13 protein-coding genes are annotated in these 14,941 nt (G+C 64.9%); 4 read left to right on the top strand and 9 right to left on the bottom strand.

Translation table 11 applies throughout. From position 1 onward, the window contains the following. The first annotated feature begins 139 nt into the window (after positions 1-139). Positions 140-829, top strand: a complete 690-nt coding sequence (locus tag PBR20603_RS15125) for an orotate phosphoribosyltransferase (RefSeq protein WP_010806896.1) — start codon at positions 140-142, stop codon at positions 827-829. Positions 830-928: 99 nt separating this feature from the next. Further along, complete coding sequence (crcB, locus tag PBR20603_RS15120; protein WP_150560326.1) at positions 929-1,327, top strand: fluoride efflux transporter CrcB; 399 nt, start codon at positions 929-931, stop codon at positions 1,325-1,327. 44 nt (positions 1,328-1,371) lie between these two features. Here the strand turns inward: crcB and PBR20603_RS15115 are convergent, their stop codons facing one another. Further along, positions 1,372-2,208, bottom strand: a complete 837-nt coding sequence (locus PBR20603_RS15115; RefSeq protein ID WP_246174709.1) for a helix-turn-helix transcriptional regulator — start codon at positions 2,206-2,208, stop codon at positions 1,372-1,374. A 132-nt stretch (positions 2,209-2,340) separates the two neighbouring features. On the opposite strand from PBR20603_RS15115, the gene PBR20603_RS15110 reads away from it, so the two are divergent. Beyond that, positions 2,341-3,159 (top strand): class I SAM-dependent methyltransferase, encoded by an 819-nt coding sequence (locus PBR20603_RS15110; protein WP_150560325.1) that lies wholly within the window; start codon positions 2,341-2,343, stop codon positions 3,157-3,159. A 127-nt stretch (positions 3,160-3,286) separates the two neighbouring features. Here PBR20603_RS15110 and PBR20603_RS15105 read toward each other — a convergent pair whose 3' ends face one another. The 7 genes from PBR20603_RS15105 to PBR20603_RS15075 form a co-directional block, all read right to left on the bottom strand. After that, on the bottom strand, positions 3,287-4,777 hold the full coding sequence (locus PBR20603_RS15105; protein ID WP_150560324.1) for an FAD-dependent oxidoreductase: 1,491 nt from the start codon (positions 4,775-4,777) through the stop codon (positions 3,287-3,289). Positions 4,778-4,788: 11 nt separating this feature from the next. Continuing rightward, a complete protein-coding gene (locus tag PBR20603_RS15100; protein WP_150560323.1) occupies positions 4,789-5,595 on the bottom strand; it encodes a fatty acid desaturase family protein in 807 nt (268 codons plus the stop codon). A gap of 43 nt (positions 5,596-5,638) precedes the next feature. After that, on the bottom strand, positions 5,639-6,217 hold the full coding sequence (locus PBR20603_RS15095) for an AfsA-related hotdog domain-containing protein (protein WP_150560322.1): 579 nt from the start codon (positions 6,215-6,217) through the stop codon (positions 5,639-5,641). Between the two features lie 83 nt (positions 6,218-6,300). Next, positions 6,301-7,830: a protoporphyrinogen/coproporphyrinogen oxidase gene (locus PBR20603_RS15090; protein ID WP_246174707.1), complete on the bottom strand. Its 1,530-nt coding sequence runs from the start codon at positions 7,828-7,830 to the stop codon at positions 6,301-6,303. A gap of 246 nt (positions 7,831-8,076) precedes the next feature. Then, positions 8,077-8,841 carry a peptidylprolyl isomerase gene (locus tag PBR20603_RS15085; RefSeq protein ID WP_150560321.1) on the bottom strand — a complete coding sequence of 255 codons (765 nt, stop codon included), beginning with the start codon at positions 8,839-8,841 and terminating at the stop codon, positions 8,077-8,079. 390 nt (positions 8,842-9,231) lie between these two features. Continuing rightward, positions 9,232-10,185, bottom strand: coding sequence for a ketopantoate/pantoate/pantothenate transporter PanS (gene panS / locus PBR20603_RS15080; protein WP_150560320.1), 954 nt, complete (start codon positions 10,183-10,185; stop codon positions 9,232-9,234). Positions 10,186-10,479: 294 nt separating this feature from the next. After that, the gene (locus tag PBR20603_RS15075) at positions 10,480-12,153 is read right to left on the bottom strand and encodes a DEAD/DEAH box helicase (protein ID WP_150560319.1); all 1,674 of its coding nucleotides are present in this window, start codon (positions 12,151-12,153) and stop codon (positions 10,480-10,482) included. A 361-nt stretch (positions 12,154-12,514) separates the two neighbouring features. Between PBR20603_RS15075 and PBR20603_RS15070 the strand changes: the two genes are divergently transcribed. Beyond that, positions 12,515-13,426, top strand: coding sequence for a LysR family transcriptional regulator (locus PBR20603_RS15070; RefSeq protein WP_150560318.1), 912 nt, complete (start codon positions 12,515-12,517; stop codon positions 13,424-13,426). A 53-nt stretch (positions 13,427-13,479) separates the two neighbouring features. On the opposite strand, the gene PBR20603_RS15065 is transcribed toward PBR20603_RS15070, so the two are convergent. Beyond that, positions 13,480-14,787, bottom strand: a complete 1,308-nt coding sequence (locus PBR20603_RS15065; RefSeq protein ID WP_150560317.1) for a solute carrier family 23 protein — start codon at positions 14,785-14,787, stop codon at positions 13,480-13,482. Positions 14,788-14,941: the final 154 nt, after the last annotated feature.

Raw genomic sequence — 14,941 nt, 5'->3', positions numbered from 1 at the left:
GGTCGTCGCAAGACGTGCAGACCCGCCGCCTTAGACGGCGTCCTGCCCCAGTGCCCTACGCGCTGCGGCTGCGCGCTGACTGACCCATGACTCCTGGCTGCACGCCCCACGGCGGGCAGCTACGTTAAGGAACCGCATCATGATTGGCATCGACCGCCAGGCGATTTCCGACATCACCGCCAAGATCCTGCTCGAAGTGGGCGCGGTGCATTTCAACGCCGAGAAGCCGTACATCTTCACCTCGGGCTGGGCCAGCCCGGTCTACACCGACTGCCGCAAGCTGATCTCGTACCCGCGTGTGCGCCGTACGCTGATGGACTTCGCCGAGGCCGTCATCATTCAGGACGTCGGTTGCGAGCAGTTCGATACGGTGGCCGGCGGTGAGACCGCAGGCATTCCGTTCGCGGCCTGGATCGCCGACAAGCTGATGCTGCCGATGCAGTACGTTCGCAAAAAACCGAAGGGCTTCGGCCGCAATGCGCAGATCGAAGGCGATCTGCCGGAAGGCTCGCGCGTGCTGCTCGTGGAAGATCTGACGACCGACGGTCGCAGCAAGATCAACTTCTGCAAGGCGCTGCGTGAAGCCGGTGCGAGCGTGAATCACGTGTTCGTGATCTTCCACTACGACATCTTCCCGGAGAGCCGTCAGGTGCTCAAGGACATCGATGTCCAACTGCACTCGCTCGCGACGTGGTGGGACGTGCTGCGCGTTGCCAAGCAGCAGAACCACTTCGACACGAAGACGCTCGACGAAGTCGAGAAATTCCTGCACGCACCGGCCGAGTGGTCGGGCGCGCACGGCGGCGCCACGTCGTTCCCGAAGGACTAAGTCCTGTGGCAATGCCTGTAGTCTTCGCTTGAGAGGCGAAAGCGGCCGGTCCGAAAGGACTGGCCGTTTTTTTTCATACGATCGGCAGAGGAGTCACCCATGTTCGCTTCGGTCTTCGCCATCAGCATCGGGGCCGCACTCGGCGCGCTGTTGCGCTGGGCGTTGAGCCTGCAGTTCAATGCGGTCTTGCCGACGCTCCCGCTCGGCACACTCGCGGCCAACCTCGTGGGTGGCTATCTGATCGGGGTCGCCGTGGCACTCTTCAGCCACTTTCCGTCGATCCCCATCGAGTGGCGTCTGTTGATCGTCACCGGGTTTCTCGGCGGCCTCACCACGTTCTCCACCTTCTCCGCCGAAGTCACCACGCTGCTGCGCGGAGGAGAGATGGGCTGGGCGTCGCTCATCGTCATCGTTCACGTGGGCGGCTCGCTCATCATGACGCTGCTCGGCATGGCCAGCACCACGCTGTTCGTGCAGTGGCTGCGGCCCGCCTTCTGACCGTCGCATGATGGTAGCGCCCTGCCGTGGGCACCCCCGTCGCGCTATGGCAGCAGCATCACGAGCTTGACGTCATCGTGCCCGGACAGACGGAACGTGACCTGAGCAAAGTCGATATCCCCGCGCACAGGGTGATGAAAGCCGCGCCGGCCGCCTTCTCGCTCGACGACATCCTGCTGCGACCACAGCGCGGCGAACACGTGGCTCTCGCGTTGCAATGCGTCTGTGAGCGCGCGCACGGGGGTGTCGTCGAGATAAGCGCTGCATTCGGCGCGAAACTCCGCGACGACACGTCGCGCACGGCTCTCCCAATCCTGAATCAACGTCTGTGCGCCCGCATCGAGAAAGATGTAGCGCAACAGATTCTTCGCACCAGGCATGTCGAGCCAGCCCCGAAAGATGTCGGCGGCAGCGGGGTTCCACGCGAGGACATCCCAGCACCGGTCGAGCGCGTAGGCCGGGGCCGCCACGGCGGCGACTGCGGCTTGCACCTGCGCTGCGGCGTGATGTGGCAACGGCGCCGCGCCGCGCTCCGGATCGCGCTTGCCCGCCAGATCGAAGAGATACGCGCGTTCGGCGCGCGAGAGCCGCAGCGCGCTGGCCACCGCTGCCAGCGCGCCCGCCGAAATCGACACTTCCCGCGCCTGCTCGATCCATGTGTACCAGGTCGACGACAAGCCGCATAACTGCGCCACTTCCTCGCGCCGCAGTCCCGGCGTTCGACGCCGTCCAAGCAGCGGCAGCCCGACCGCCGCCGGGGTCAGCCGCTCGCGATGCGCTCGCAGAAAGTCACCCAGCGCGCGACGCTGGCGCGCATCATCGGTAGACGCCGCCGGCTCTGCCGACGGGGTGCCGGACGATGCAATGGGGGTAGTTTTCATACCAGGATAAATAGGCAACTTGTACCAGTATCGACGAGCCATTATCGTGAGGTCCATCGATGTCGCGCAAGCCCCTGAGCCGTACATCGCCGAAGCCAGCTCGCCCTATCCCACAGACCAAGGAGACTCGCCGTGAGCGATACCCCGCAATCCCCCGGCTCCGCTGCGGCGCATGCCGCCCACCCTGCCCATGACGCGCATAACGCCGTCGTCACCGGCCAGTTCGGCCCGCAGGCCTCGGCCTATCTGACGAGCGCCAATCACGCCCAGGGGGCCGATCTGGAGCAACTCGCCGCGATTACGCGTGCGCATCCGGGTGCGCAAGTCCTCGATCTGGGTTGTGGCGCGGGCCACGTGAGCTTCTTCACCGCGCCTCATGCCGCCCGTGTGGTGGCTTACGACCTGTCGCCAGAGATGCTCGGCGTGGTTGCGGGCGAGGCCACGAAGCGGGGGCTGACGAATATCGACACCCAACTCGGCGCGGCCGAATCGTTGGCATTCGCCGACGCCAGCTTCGATCTCGTGTTCAGCCGCTACAGTGCGCATCACTGGGCTGACGTGGGCGCCGCGCTGCGCGAGATGCGCCGCGTGCTCAAGCCGGGCGGACGCGTGGTGATCTGCGATGTCGCCTCGACCGGCCAACCGTTGTTCGACACCTATCTGCAAGCGGTGGAAGTGTTGCGCGACACCTCGCATGTGCGCAATTACGCGGCGAGCGAATGGATGACGATGGCCGCAGGGGCGGGATTCTCGGTGGCGTCGTTCACGCCGCGCACGCTCGATCTGGACTTTAAGACGTGGACGGCGCGCATGCGCACGCCGGAGCCCATGCAAGTGGCCATTCGCGCCTTGCAGACAGCGATGGCCGACAACGTGCGTCGTCACTTCAAGATTCAGGACGACGGTTCATTCACGCTCGACACGCTCACGCTCGAGCTGAGGGTCGGTTGAGCGTCCCTGGGCCGGGGGACATAGGCGCCCCCATCGAGACCCGCCCCGTGACGGGGCGGACATCGCCCGCCAAGGGAGACGGGGCCGACAAGGCGCTGCCTTGCGTCATCACGGGAATCGACGGCAATCACTTCCGCCCCGTCTTTCTGACGCCCATCGCCTCACGTCCTTGTCGTGACGAAAGGCTTCCCGGCGTAAAAACGCGCGCAGCTTGCTGACAGGCAAGTCGCCAGGCGACTTGTGCGGCAACCGGCGGCGCGAACAGCGCCATCGGAGGCTCCACCATGTGCATCACGCGCAGAAACCGGCGGTAGATGGCGGCGTCGTCCACCGCGAGTCCGAGCAACGACTCCACATAGCGCTGCATGAGCCGCGCCTTCCAATGCGCTGACACCGCGCCTCCGGTCTGACGCAGATCGACTCCCGTTGCGAATATCCATGCGCGCCGAGCCACGCGCGCCAGCGCTCGCTGCAACGCAAGGCTGCCAGGGACATCGCCGGTGCGACGAAGGACATGCAGATGCGCGTCGAGTGCTACGGCACTCAACGCGGCAATCGTCATCCCCTGCCCGTACACCGGATTGAAACTGCACGCAGCGTCGCCAAGCACCGCGAAGCCCGCCGGCCATCGCCCCATTCCGTCGAAGTGACGCAACCGGTTCTCGGTACGGCGAAACTGGTGGATCGGCGACACCGGTTCGGCGACGGCAATGGCGTCGTAGAGGGCCGGCACACGCAGACTGCGCGCAAAGGCTGTGAAGCCATCTTCCTCGCCGGGGGGAAAGTCGCCACCGGCGCCCGTCAACGTGACAATCCACCGATTGCCCTCGATCGGGAAGATCGTGCCACTGCGCAAGCATTCCGGTGGGCGGCCATGCACCACCAGCGCCTGCCAATCGCGCCAGACCGAACGCTTCGGCACGTCGTAGAGACGGCTCGCATACCCGACACGGGCGTCTACGACGGTTTCTCTGAGCGTATCGAAGCCTGCGGCTGCCAGCCACGTCGGTGCGCGCGAATTGCGGCCACTGGCGTCGACAACGAATGCGGCCGGCAATGTCGTGGCGCCTTCGGCATCGCCGGACAAGGTCCGCGCACAACGGTGCCGAATCGCCACGCCGCGAACACGCCCGAGCGCCGGGTCAAAGCTGAGGCCTGTCACTTCGCAACCCTTGAGCACGCTGACATGCCGCTCGGCTTGCACTCGCTGGCGCACCGCGAACTCGAGCAAGTCGCGGCTCGCCGACCATGTGACGAACCCTTCGCCTGCCGGCGGCATCCAGCCAGCGGCACCGAACCACCGCACAGACCGATACCAGTCGAGCGGCACCGCGCCGGCCTCGAGCAACGTCTGCTCGAGATCCGGGAACAGTGCCTCAAGCGTGCGGCGCCCTCGCATCAGGAGTTGATGAACATAGTGCCCTTGCGGCACGCCAGGCCTGGCCCCCGGCGCATCGGCCAGTTCGTCGCGCTCGACGAGACAGACTTCGTCATAGTGACTGGCCAGCACATACGCAGCGAGCAAGCCAGCCATGCCCGCACCGATAACGACGGCGCGCGAAGCCGTCGATGGGCGACGGGAGGGCACACTACCTGCCAACGTCGATGAGGAAGTCATGAGAGGTCTCGTTATCGAAACCAGCGATTGAACGCGCCCGACGAGGCAGGCACGTCGATCCGATGCGCGATCTGCCGATGGAATTGCGGCAGGCGGCTCCAATGCAAGCCCGGGCGCAGGTGATGCGCGAGGTGATAACCGTTGTTGAAAAACACGAGATTGAGCCAGTGATTGGCCTTCGTGTGCGACGCTTTGAACGGGTCACGGGAGTAGAGGTCGATGTGGTCGTCGTAGGTCATGTGAATAAAGTTGAGCCAGACGAGCACGATCGGAGCAACGAAGAACACCAGCGCATTGCGCGGGTCGTGAAATACCAATACCGCCAGCACAACGTAGCTGGCCGCCACCTGCCAGAGGCAGCGACGGCGCAAACTTGTGCACGTCCGCCCAATGCGAAGCACGTGATAGTCATACGTGAGGAAATAGTGTGCAACGTAAGCAAGCCGCGACATGCGGCGGCCGCCCGCATCGATCCAGCGCGATGGATCACGTTCGGGCTCCGTGTAATGCAGGTGGTGCCCTCGACTGTGATGCAGCCGAAACTTCGCAGCGTACATACCCGTTTGCAGGAACATGACCAGTTCCAGCACGCGGTTGCCCCACGCGCCTACGAACATGCCGACATGCGATTGGTTATGAACTGCGGTAGATACGGCGATCTGGGGCAGCAGGAGCAGCATCGCGCACGCGATCGCAGCACGCAGGTCATGCACCCGCAAGTACGCGGCCCACTGGAACACCGCCGTACACACCACAAGTGCAAGCGGGGCAAGATCCTGCGGGTAACGCAGGCCCAGCCAACGGGCGAGATGTTTCATGATGTCTCCTTGCAACGCCCTGCCAACGGGCGATCGCCGCGACTCAATGGATGTCGCCTGCCTTGGCAGCGTGACGCAGCCGGGCAAGCAGCGCCGGCGGAGAAAAGCTCCAGCGCGCATTCATCGTGCCCAGCGGGCGGCCGAACTGCAGCCACTGACTTTCGCAGGAGAGCGAGGCCAGACGATCATGGCGATAAGTCTTGGCCACGATCACGAATCGCACCGAAAGGGGAGCATGCAACTCGGCAAAGTGCTCGAAGGTGACTTCCAGCGCATTGAGGACAAAGACGAGATCGTGAGACACGTCATAGAAGCGATGCGAAATCGCCGTGCCGGTCTGCCGGGTGCCTTCGATCAGCATCAGGCCCGGAACGTGGTCGAGCGGATGCTCGAAGAAAAAGGGGTGATGCCGGTCGATGTCGAGTTCGGCGATGAAGCACTCGCGCCCGTCGGCCGTGTCGGCGGTCCGATTGATCGACGCCACGAAAACATTGGTCACATCGGTCTTGTGGACCAGCTCGCGATTGAGTTTCCCCTGCACGGCAAAGGCATCGCTCGTGGAGGCATCGGGGGAACTGGTGGCACTGGCGGCACTGGCGCTCGAAGAAGGTTGGAGGTTCATGGCGACTCCGTTCAACCATTGGGGGGACTGAAGCGAGCCTATCGTGCGCAACGACGGATTAGCCTGTGCGCTTCAGACTGGGCCTACGTCGACGCGCGGTAGCCGTAACCGGTACCGCGTGATGAGCGTCGACTGCCCTTGGGGAAGGATTGTGCGATGCGAACCGCTGCTTCCTGTGCCGCGAACATGCAAGCCTCGATCGACGCGCCGCGCAGGTAATCGCCAGCGAATGCCAAGCCGTCGATAGCGTGGCGCCGATCGTCGAGCAATGCACGCAGCCGGTAGTGGTGCGGCGCATAAGCACACAGTCCCGGATCGAAGAGGTGCGCGACAACATCGCGCCGATCGGCCCGCTCCACCGGAATGTGGCGACGCAGGGCAGCCTCGGCCAGGTCGAGCAGCCCTTCGGCTTGCGGTCTGGCGATGCCGTCGACGCCCCGCGCGCTTGCGATCAAAGCGCGCGCCTTACGGCCGCTGAACGTATAGCGCACCATGTCCAACCGCTCGATGCCATACGCGCCGGCGTTGCTCAATTCGCTATCCGGCCCGAACGACAGGCCGCGCACATTGACGGAAAATACCGGACGGCGATAGGCAGCCACCACAACAAGCACGGGAAAATAGCGTATTTCGTCGAACGCGGCCGCGAGTACCGCGTCGTGCTCACGCAGCAACTCGGCACTGACACATGCAGGTGTTGCAAGCACCACATGGTCATATCCCAGGTCACTGGCACGGCCATCGGCGTAACGCACCTGCAAACCGGAAACTCGCCCGTTGCGCACCACGACGCGCTCCACGCGCGCGTCGCAGCGTATCTTTAGCGGTGCGGTTGCAGCATCGATGAAGGCGCCCATGCCGTCCTTGAGTTGGTCGTAGGTATCGAGCCACATCCCAAGGTGGGTGCCAAAGTTGCCGAGATGGATTTCATCAGGCTCGGCGCCGTTCATCCGCACCGACATGGCCCGTACCACGGCTCGACAAAACGCCGGGCTGAAGTAGGTGGAAAGCGTCGAATCGTCGGCGCGACGCGCCAGCCTGGCGAAGGATGGTCCGTCGAGAAACCGATTACGCGCATCGAGCCACACGCGTGAGCAGAGTGCCGCAAGGCGTAGTGCATCGGCGGGGGGGCAGCCTCGCATGTACGCGAATGTGCTGGCAAGGCGGTGCGTGCTATCGAGCGTGACGATTCGTCCGTCGCGAATGCGCGAAGTGTTGATGCCGAAAGGCTCCAACGCAAAGGGTCCGAGTTCGTGCGCCAGCGCGCGAAATCGTCGGTAGTGCCGGCCGATGTTCTTGCCACCGAGATCGATTCGCTCACCATCAAGTGTCGCGCCAAGCATCCGGCCGCCCGGGGCCCGATGCTGCTCAAGAAGCTCGGCATCAATGCCGGCGCGGCGCAGATAATGCGCAGTCGCAATACCTGATATTCCGCCGCCAACGACAGCGCATGTCGCAGTGATCGTCATGATAGGGCCCCCGCATGTTCGCAATGCATGCTTTAAGTATCGTGACGTTGACACCCGAATATCACGACATCCTAAGCATAGGCGAATGCTGCTCGCGCTTTGATACCCATTTAGCGGCCACTTATAGTGAGCATTGCGATCCATAGGCCAGTGTGCTCTGCCGCTCACGCTGCACACCATCTCATTCGTTTCGGGGGAATGACAAAGTTCGTGGAAACGCTCGGTGTTGCGGCGCTGGGTGCGCGCCCCTCACGCACAAACAAGAAGGGCTGAGTTCTGTCCACGACAGAACTCAGCCCTCGGCGGAAACTCATCAGGCTGACGTTACGTGTTCAACGCATCGTCACGCACGCGCTCATTTACACACGGTGCGTAGTACAGACGACCGTGCTACTGCACGCGAGTCGGCCCGTCGTTATCGTTGGCATCGCTGATCTCGGCAGCCCCGGCAAGCAGCGCCACGTAGTGACGCAATGCGCGCGCACGGGCTTGCTCGTATAACTGCGCGGCAATGCGCTCGGCCACGCGCTCGAACGGCGGCATGCGCCCTTTCACTCGCCGTTCGATACGCACGACGTGAAAACCATAGCGTGTGTTCACGAGTCTGGGCAGCACGCCCAGGCGGTCGCCGCAGAACAGCACCAGCTCGAACTCCGGCGCACCGCTGCCACGGGCGAGCATCCCCAGACTGCCGCCCGCGCGGCCTGACGGGCAGTCCGACATGGTTCGCGCGACTGACTCGAACGACGCTGGCTCCGCGAGCACGGCATCCAGTGCCGACTGCGCCCGTCCCAACGTGCTGGACAGCGGCACGCCCGCCGACAGCGCAAACAGGATATGACTCGCCTGCACCTTGTCGCCCACGCGAAACTGTCCTGCATGTTCGTGGAAATAGGCCCGGCATTCGGCTTCGGTCGGACGGCGCACTTGCACGTCTCGCGTGAACAGCGCGTCGACAATGTCGTCGTCGCTCGCGTTCATCTCGTCGTCGGCGTCGACGAGCAGCCGCAAGTCCCGCGCGCGTTGGCGTAACAACTCACGGCTGACGAGCGCGCGCTCGGCGGCCGCTTCCGGATCGGCCGCGTCTCGATGCAGATCGATCTCATCGGCGACGCGGCGTGCGTCGATGACAATCCCGTTGACACTCAAAGACATGACGGACTCCCTGCAAAACGTTCACAGCCAACGCTCACGCGCGCTCGCCGGCACCCCTTCGGCGTGCCAGCCGCCCCCCCTAGACCTCGCTCTGAATAAGACGGCCGGCGCGTGCGGGCTGCACATTCGTGCGGCCCGCCGATTCGGAGAACTCGCGCGCATTCGCGGCGCCTTTCGGAATGATCGCGAACCCGGACTCGCGGCTGATGTGCGTGGGCGAGGGAATGGGAGAGGCAAAACGCACGCACGGGGCCGTGATGCGAATTCACTCACCGCCGCGAACGGTATATCGAAGTTGTAGGCGATGAGAGGCAGAAAGGCAAATGCGCGCGATGACGGTGCGCGGACCCGTTGCGCGCCGCACACACCCGCGTGCGGCGCAAGAAAGACTCAGTGAAGCGGACGCGTGAGCGTTGCCTGCGAATCGTTGGCGGTGCCCGTCGGGCGGCCGCGCCAGTAGCCCGCGAGCAACGACCCTGAGAGATTGTGCCAAACGGAGAAGAGTGCGCCCGGCAATGCGGCCAGCGGCGTGAAGTAGATCTTGCCCAGCGTGGCAGCCAGCCCTGAGTTCTGCATGCCGACTTCGATCGCCAGCGTGCGGCAGATCGATTCGTCGAAACCCAGCAAACGACCGCCCCAGTAACCGCCGAGCAAACCCAGTCCGTTGTGCAGAATCACGCCGACCATCACCAGCGGTCCGACCGTGGCGATGTTGCCCTGATTCGCGCCGACCACTGCGCCGATAATGAGCACGATCGCCACCATCGAGACGAGCGGCAGATAGCCTTCGACAGCGCGCACCGCACGGCCGAGATAACGGTTGATGAGCAGCCCCGCGCCAATCGGCAGTGCCACGATCTGAAGAATCGACAGCAGCATGCCCTCCACGTCCACCGCAATCGATGCATCGACGTACAGGCGTGTGAGCAACGGCGTGGCGAACACGCCGACGAGCGTCGACATGGCACTGATCGTGACCGACAGGGCCACGTCGCCACGGGCGAGATAGATCATGACGTTCGATGCCGTGCCGCTCGCCACGCTGCCGACGAGCACCATGCCGGCCGTCAGGTCGGGTGGCATGTGCAACACGCGCGCGATGATCCAGGCCGCCAGCGGCATGACGAGATAGTGCAGCACCACGCCCGCGACGATCGGGGCGGGACGCGTGAACACGCGCTTGAAGTCGTCGAAGGTCAGCGTAACGCCCATCGCGAACATCACGACAGTCAGGAGCGCCGTGACGTGCGGCGTAATGCCGGAAAAGCTGCCGGGCGAAAGAAAGGCAATAACGGAGAGCAGCAGAGCCCACAACGGGAACAGCCGGGTGACACGGGCGATCATGAAATCCTCGGAGAACGGAAAGGCGGCGCGTGCGTGGGCGAGCCGGTGCGGCTGGGCTGATTGCGATAGGCCCAGCGTCATCGTCGCGGCACGCCCGGGCCGCCGGGCGCAAAAGCTTAACATTTTACTTATTTTGCGCAGCCCGCCGCTCCGGGACAGTCCGGATAACGCTGGCCGATGCGAATCGCCGACCACATCGCGACGTCGCATGACAACTCGACGGATGCGGAACGCGCCACTCACATTCGTCGGAATGGTGAGTGGCGCGCGCAGCGTCGATACCCCGGTGAGCGCTCAGTCGCGCTTGGGTTTGCCCATCAGCAGGGCGCCGCCGGCCCCATCGCGGCGCGCCGGGCGCGGCGCACGCTGAGCGAAGTCGCCGCGCTCGCCACCACCGCCCTGGCCACGCGGCGCGCTCTGGGTGTTGCGACCCTCGTGACCCTGACGCGGTGCCGCGGAATTCTGCGTGGCTCGGGCGGGCGCGCGTTGGGCTTCGCCCTGACGCCGCGGCGTCTGCTGACGTTGCTGCACGCCTTGCCCCGCATTCCCGCCATTCCCGCCATTCCCGGCGTTCACACCGGTGCCAGCCTTGCCACCGTTACCCCCATTGCCGCCATTGCCACCCTGACGGCCACTGCGCTCGCCTTCGCGGCGCGGCTTCGGCTCACCGCCCTGACGAGCACCACGACCCGCATCGCGCGGCTCGCGGGCTTCACGCGGAGCGCGCGCCGGCTGACGTGCATCGTCGCCGCCGCTGCGTCCGCCACGTCCGCCCGCGCCACGGCCTTGCTGCGTCTTGCGAATCGGTTGCGCCACGGCGTGCGGGTCCGGCTCGAAGCCCGGAATCACTTCACGATCGATGGTGCGTTTGATGAGACGTTCGATCTGCGTGAGCAGTTGGTGCTCGTCCACGCACACCAGCGACACCGCTTCGCCGTTCGCGCCAGCGCGGCCCGTGCGGCCGATACGGTGCACATAGTCTTCCGCCACTTCCGGCAAATCGAAGTTGACCACGTGCGGCAGTTGGTCGATGTCGATGCCGCGCGCAGCGATATCGGTCGCGACCAGGACTTGCAGCGTGCCACTCTTGAATTCGGCGAGCGCACGCGTGCGGGCGCCCTGACTCTTGTTGCCGTGAATGGCGAGCGCGGGAATGCCGCCCTTCGTCAATTGCTCGGCCAGGCGGTTGGCACCGTGCTTGGTGCGCGTGAACACGAGCACCTGGAACCAATTGTGCTCGCGCACGAGGTGTTCGAGCAGTTCGCGCTTGCGGTCACGATCGACCGGGTGAATCTTCTGTGCGACGGTCTCGGCCGTCGTGTTGCGACGCGCGACTTCGATGAGCGCAGGCGACTTGAGCAGCCCGTCGGCCAATTGCTTGATCTCGTCGGAGAACGTCGCCGAGAACAGCAGGTTCTGACGCTGCGCAGGCAACACCGCCAGCACACGGCGGATATCGCGGATGAAACCCATGTCGAGCATGCGGTCGGCTTCGTCCAGCACGAGAATCTCGACACCGGACAGATCGACCGTCTTCTGCTGCATGTGATCGAGCAGACGGCCCGGCGTGGCGACGAGGATATCCACGCCACGCGCCAATTGCTTGACCTGCGGCACCATCGACACACCACCGAACACGGTCATGGACGTGAGACGCAGGTACTTGCCGTATTGCGTGACGCTTTCCTCGACCTGCGCCGCCAGCTCACGCGTGGGGGTCAGCACGAGGGCGCGCACGGGGCGCTTGCCGTTCGCGGCGGCAGGACGCGCGCGCGAAGCGAGCATTTGCAGAATCGGCAGCGTGAAGCCTGCCGTCTTGCCGGTCCCGGTCTGGGCACCGGCGAGGAGATCGCCGCCTTGCAGGACGGCCGGAATCGCTTGCAGTTGAATCGGAGTCGGGTGCGTATAGCCAAGGTCGGCTACCGCACGCAGGATGTCGGCCGACAGGCCGAGCTTTTCAAAAGACATATAAAGACCAATGCGCGGACTCCACAATGTGTGTCCCCGCGCGTTATCGATGTTGTTTGTTTTTGGTGGAATGCCCGCGTCGGGCGTGCGACGGGCATCGCGCTCATATGGGCGACGCACCTGAAGACGCCGGCAAGACGACCCGCCGGCGATGAAATCAAGCGGCTTGGCGGGCGAGGCCGTCGCGGGTACGGCCGTGTCTTGAAAGCGCGTAGTTTACCATGTGCCCTTTCCCAAGTCAGTTGGCATCGATGTTTGGGGTCCGGCAAGCCCCGAAATTCGGACATTGCACCCCAAGTGCGCCCACCCCGGCCGAGCCGCTACACTGACGCCATTGCCCCAACGCCCTGCGGCCTGCCCCGTGCGATTCGACCTGACCGATCTGCGTCTTTGCCTGCTGGTTGCCGAAGCGGGCAGCATCACCGGCGGCGCCGAACGCGCCCATTTGACGCTGGCCTCTGCCAGCGCGCGCATTCGCGGTCTCGAGGAGACGCTGGGCGTAGCGCTCTTCATGCGCCACCCCCAGGGCGTCATTCCCACCCCCGCCGGACGCGCCCTGCTCGCTCACGCGCGACGCGTGCTCGCCCAGATCGAACGGATGCGCGGCGAACTCGGCGAATACGCGGCCGGACTCAAGGGCAACGTGCGCATTGCCGCCAACACCGTTGCGATGTCCGAGTTTCTGCCCGATCTGCTGGGGACGTTCCTCGCCGAGCATCCGAACGTCGAGATTTCACTGCGTGAGCAGACGAGTCAGGCCGTCGTGCAAGCGGTGCTCGAAGGGGCGGCCGACATTGGCGTCGTCTCCGACTGGATCGAACTGACGGGCCTGGAGGCGGTGCCGTTCCGGCAGGACAGGCTGGTCGTCGTCACACCGCCGGGTCATGCGCTGGCCACGCGGCGCGACGCCGCGTTCATCGACGTGCTGGATAGCGAGTTCATCGGCCTGCCCGAACAAAGTGCGCTGGCCGAGCATCTGGACGGCCACGCCAAGCGTGCCGGACGGCCGCTGCGCTACCGCCTGCGTCTGCGTGACTTCGACAGCCTGTGCCGTGCCGTGGCAGCCGGCGCGGCGCTGGGTATCGTGCCCCTGAGCGCCGCCCGGCGCTCGGCAGCCACGCTGGGCATCGGCATCGTGCCGCTCTCCGACCCGTGGGCGCTGCGCACGCTGGTGCTGTGCGTGCGCGAGCGCGACGCCCTGCCCGTCTACGCGCGGCAACTGCTCGAGCGGTTGGCCACCCCCGCCGCCGCCAATGAAAACGGCACGACATAAGCGTCGTGCCGTTGTGTTGCAGCGCCAGCCCTCGCGACGGACGACGAGGCGAACTACATCGCCGCTGGCGTCGACGCGCCGCGTCCGCGCAGCAGCGCGTACAGGATGATCGCACCGAACGTGGCGCAGCCGATGCCGCCCAGCGAGAAGCTGCCGAACTTCAGCGTGAAGTCGCCGGCGCCGAGCACCAGCGTGACGGCGGCAACGATGAGGTTGCGGTTATCCGAAAAATCGACCTTGTTCTGCACCCAGATGCGTGCGCCGGCCACCGTGATCAGCCCGAACACCACGATCGACACGCCGCCCAGCACCGGACCGGGGATCGTCTGGATAACCGCGCCGAACTTGGGCGAGAAGCCCAGCACCAGGGCGATCACCGCCGCCACGGCGAAGACCACCGTCGAATAGATCTTCGTGACGGCCATCACGCCGATATTCTCGGCATACGTGGTCACGCCCGTACCGCCGACGCTGCCCGACACGATGGTCGCCAGCCCGTCGCCCAGGAAAGCGCGGCCCATGTAGCGGTCGAGGTTCTGCCCGGTCATGGCGCTCACCGCCTTGATGTGACCGAGGTTCTCCGCCACCAGAATGATGGCAATGGGGGCGAGCAGCACCATGGCCTCCGGCTTGAACACCGGCGAGGCGAAATGCGGCAGGCCGAACCAGGCGGCGTTGGCCACGACGGAAAAGTCGATCGGCTTGCCCAGGCCCATGCCGTTGGTCAGCACCGCGTACAGCACGTAGGCGAGCAACAGGCCCACGAGAATCAGCAGACGTTGCACCATGCCGCGCGCGAACACCGCCACCAAACCTACGCACAGAACCGTTGCGAGCGCCATCCACGTATCGAAGCTGGTGGCCGAGACTCCCTTCACGGCGACGGGCGCCAGATTCAGGCCGATCACGGCAACCACGGCACCGGTGACCACCGGCGGCATGAGCGCTTCAATCCAGCGGGTGCCAACGGCCATCACGATCAGGCCAATGATGGCGTAGAGCACGCCGCAGGCAATGATGCCGCCGAGCGCCACCGGGATATTCAGGTTCGGACCGCTGCCGGCATAGCCCGTCACCGAGATGACCAGGCCGATGAAGGCGAAGCTCGAGCCGAGATAGCTGGGCACGCGGCCGCCGACGAGCACGAAGAACAGCAGTGTGCCGATACCCGACATGAAGATGGCGAGGTTCGGGTCGAAGCCCATGAGCAACGGTGCGAGCACGGTCGAGCCGAACATGGCGACCACGTGTTGCACGCCCATCGCAATGGTCTGCGGCCAGGGCAGACGCTCATCGGGGGCGATCACGCGGCCGGAGCCCGTGTCCTGTTGCTGCCACTTCGGGAAATAACCCTCAGCCATGTCGATCTTCTCCTGTGTGCCGTGCCACCTCGTGTGGAATGCGTGGAACGGGCGGAACGTGGGTCGATGGGAAAACTGGCGGCAGTGTACGGAGCGCCCGCACGGAAGGCAAGGCGAGAAAAAGCAGATCCCTGATACGTTGGCCCGGCACGAC

It is taken from the genome of Pandoraea bronchicola, from assembly GCF_902459805.1.
Taxonomy (GTDB): domain Bacteria; phylum Pseudomonadota; class Gammaproteobacteria; order Burkholderiales; family Burkholderiaceae; genus Pandoraea; species Pandoraea bronchicola.
Note: the sequence above shows the minus strand (reverse complement) of the source record. Positions and strands in the feature narration are given on the sequence as shown.

What these genes read in the sequence shown, in the direction of transcription:
- PBR20603_RS15085 (WP_150560321.1), bottom strand. Translation starts at nt 8,841, where the DNA reads ATGTCTTTGAGTGTCAACGGGATTGTCATCGACGCACGCCGCGTCGCC.
- PBR20603_RS15090 (WP_246174707.1), bottom strand. Translation starts at nt 7,830, where the DNA reads ATGGATCGCAATGCTCACTATAAGTGGCCGCTAAATGGGTATCAAAGC.
- PBR20603_RS15125 (WP_010806896.1), top strand. Translation starts at nt 140, where the DNA reads ATGATTGGCATCGACCGCCAGGCGATTTCCGACATCACCGCCAAGATC.
- PBR20603_RS15105 (WP_150560324.1), bottom strand. Translation starts at nt 4,777, where the DNA reads ATGACTTCCTCATCGACGTTGGCAGGTAGTGTGCCCTCCCGTCGCCCA.
- panS (WP_150560320.1), bottom strand. Translation starts at nt 10,185, where the DNA reads ATGATCGCCCGTGTCACCCGGCTGTTCCCGTTGTGGGCTCTGCTGCTC.
- crcB (WP_150560326.1), top strand. Translation starts at nt 929, where the DNA reads ATGTTCGCTTCGGTCTTCGCCATCAGCATCGGGGCCGCACTCGGCGCG.
- PBR20603_RS15075 (WP_150560319.1), bottom strand. Translation starts at nt 12,153, where the DNA reads ATGTCTTTTGAAAAGCTCGGCCTGTCGGCCGACATCCTGCGTGCGGTA.
- PBR20603_RS15100 (WP_150560323.1), bottom strand. Translation starts at nt 5,595, where the DNA reads ATGAAACATCTCGCCCGTTGGCTGGGCCTGCGTTACCCGCAGGATCTT.
- PBR20603_RS15115 (WP_246174709.1), bottom strand. Translation starts at nt 2,208, where the DNA reads ATGAAAACTACCCCCATTGCATCGTCCGGCACCCCGTCGGCAGAGCCG.
- PBR20603_RS15095 (WP_150560322.1), bottom strand. Translation starts at nt 6,217, where the DNA reads ATGAACCTCCAACCTTCTTCGAGCGCCAGTGCCGCCAGTGCCACCAGT.
- PBR20603_RS15065 (WP_150560317.1), bottom strand. Translation starts at nt 14,787, where the DNA reads ATGGCTGAGGGTTATTTCCCGAAGTGGCAGCAACAGGACACGGGCTCC.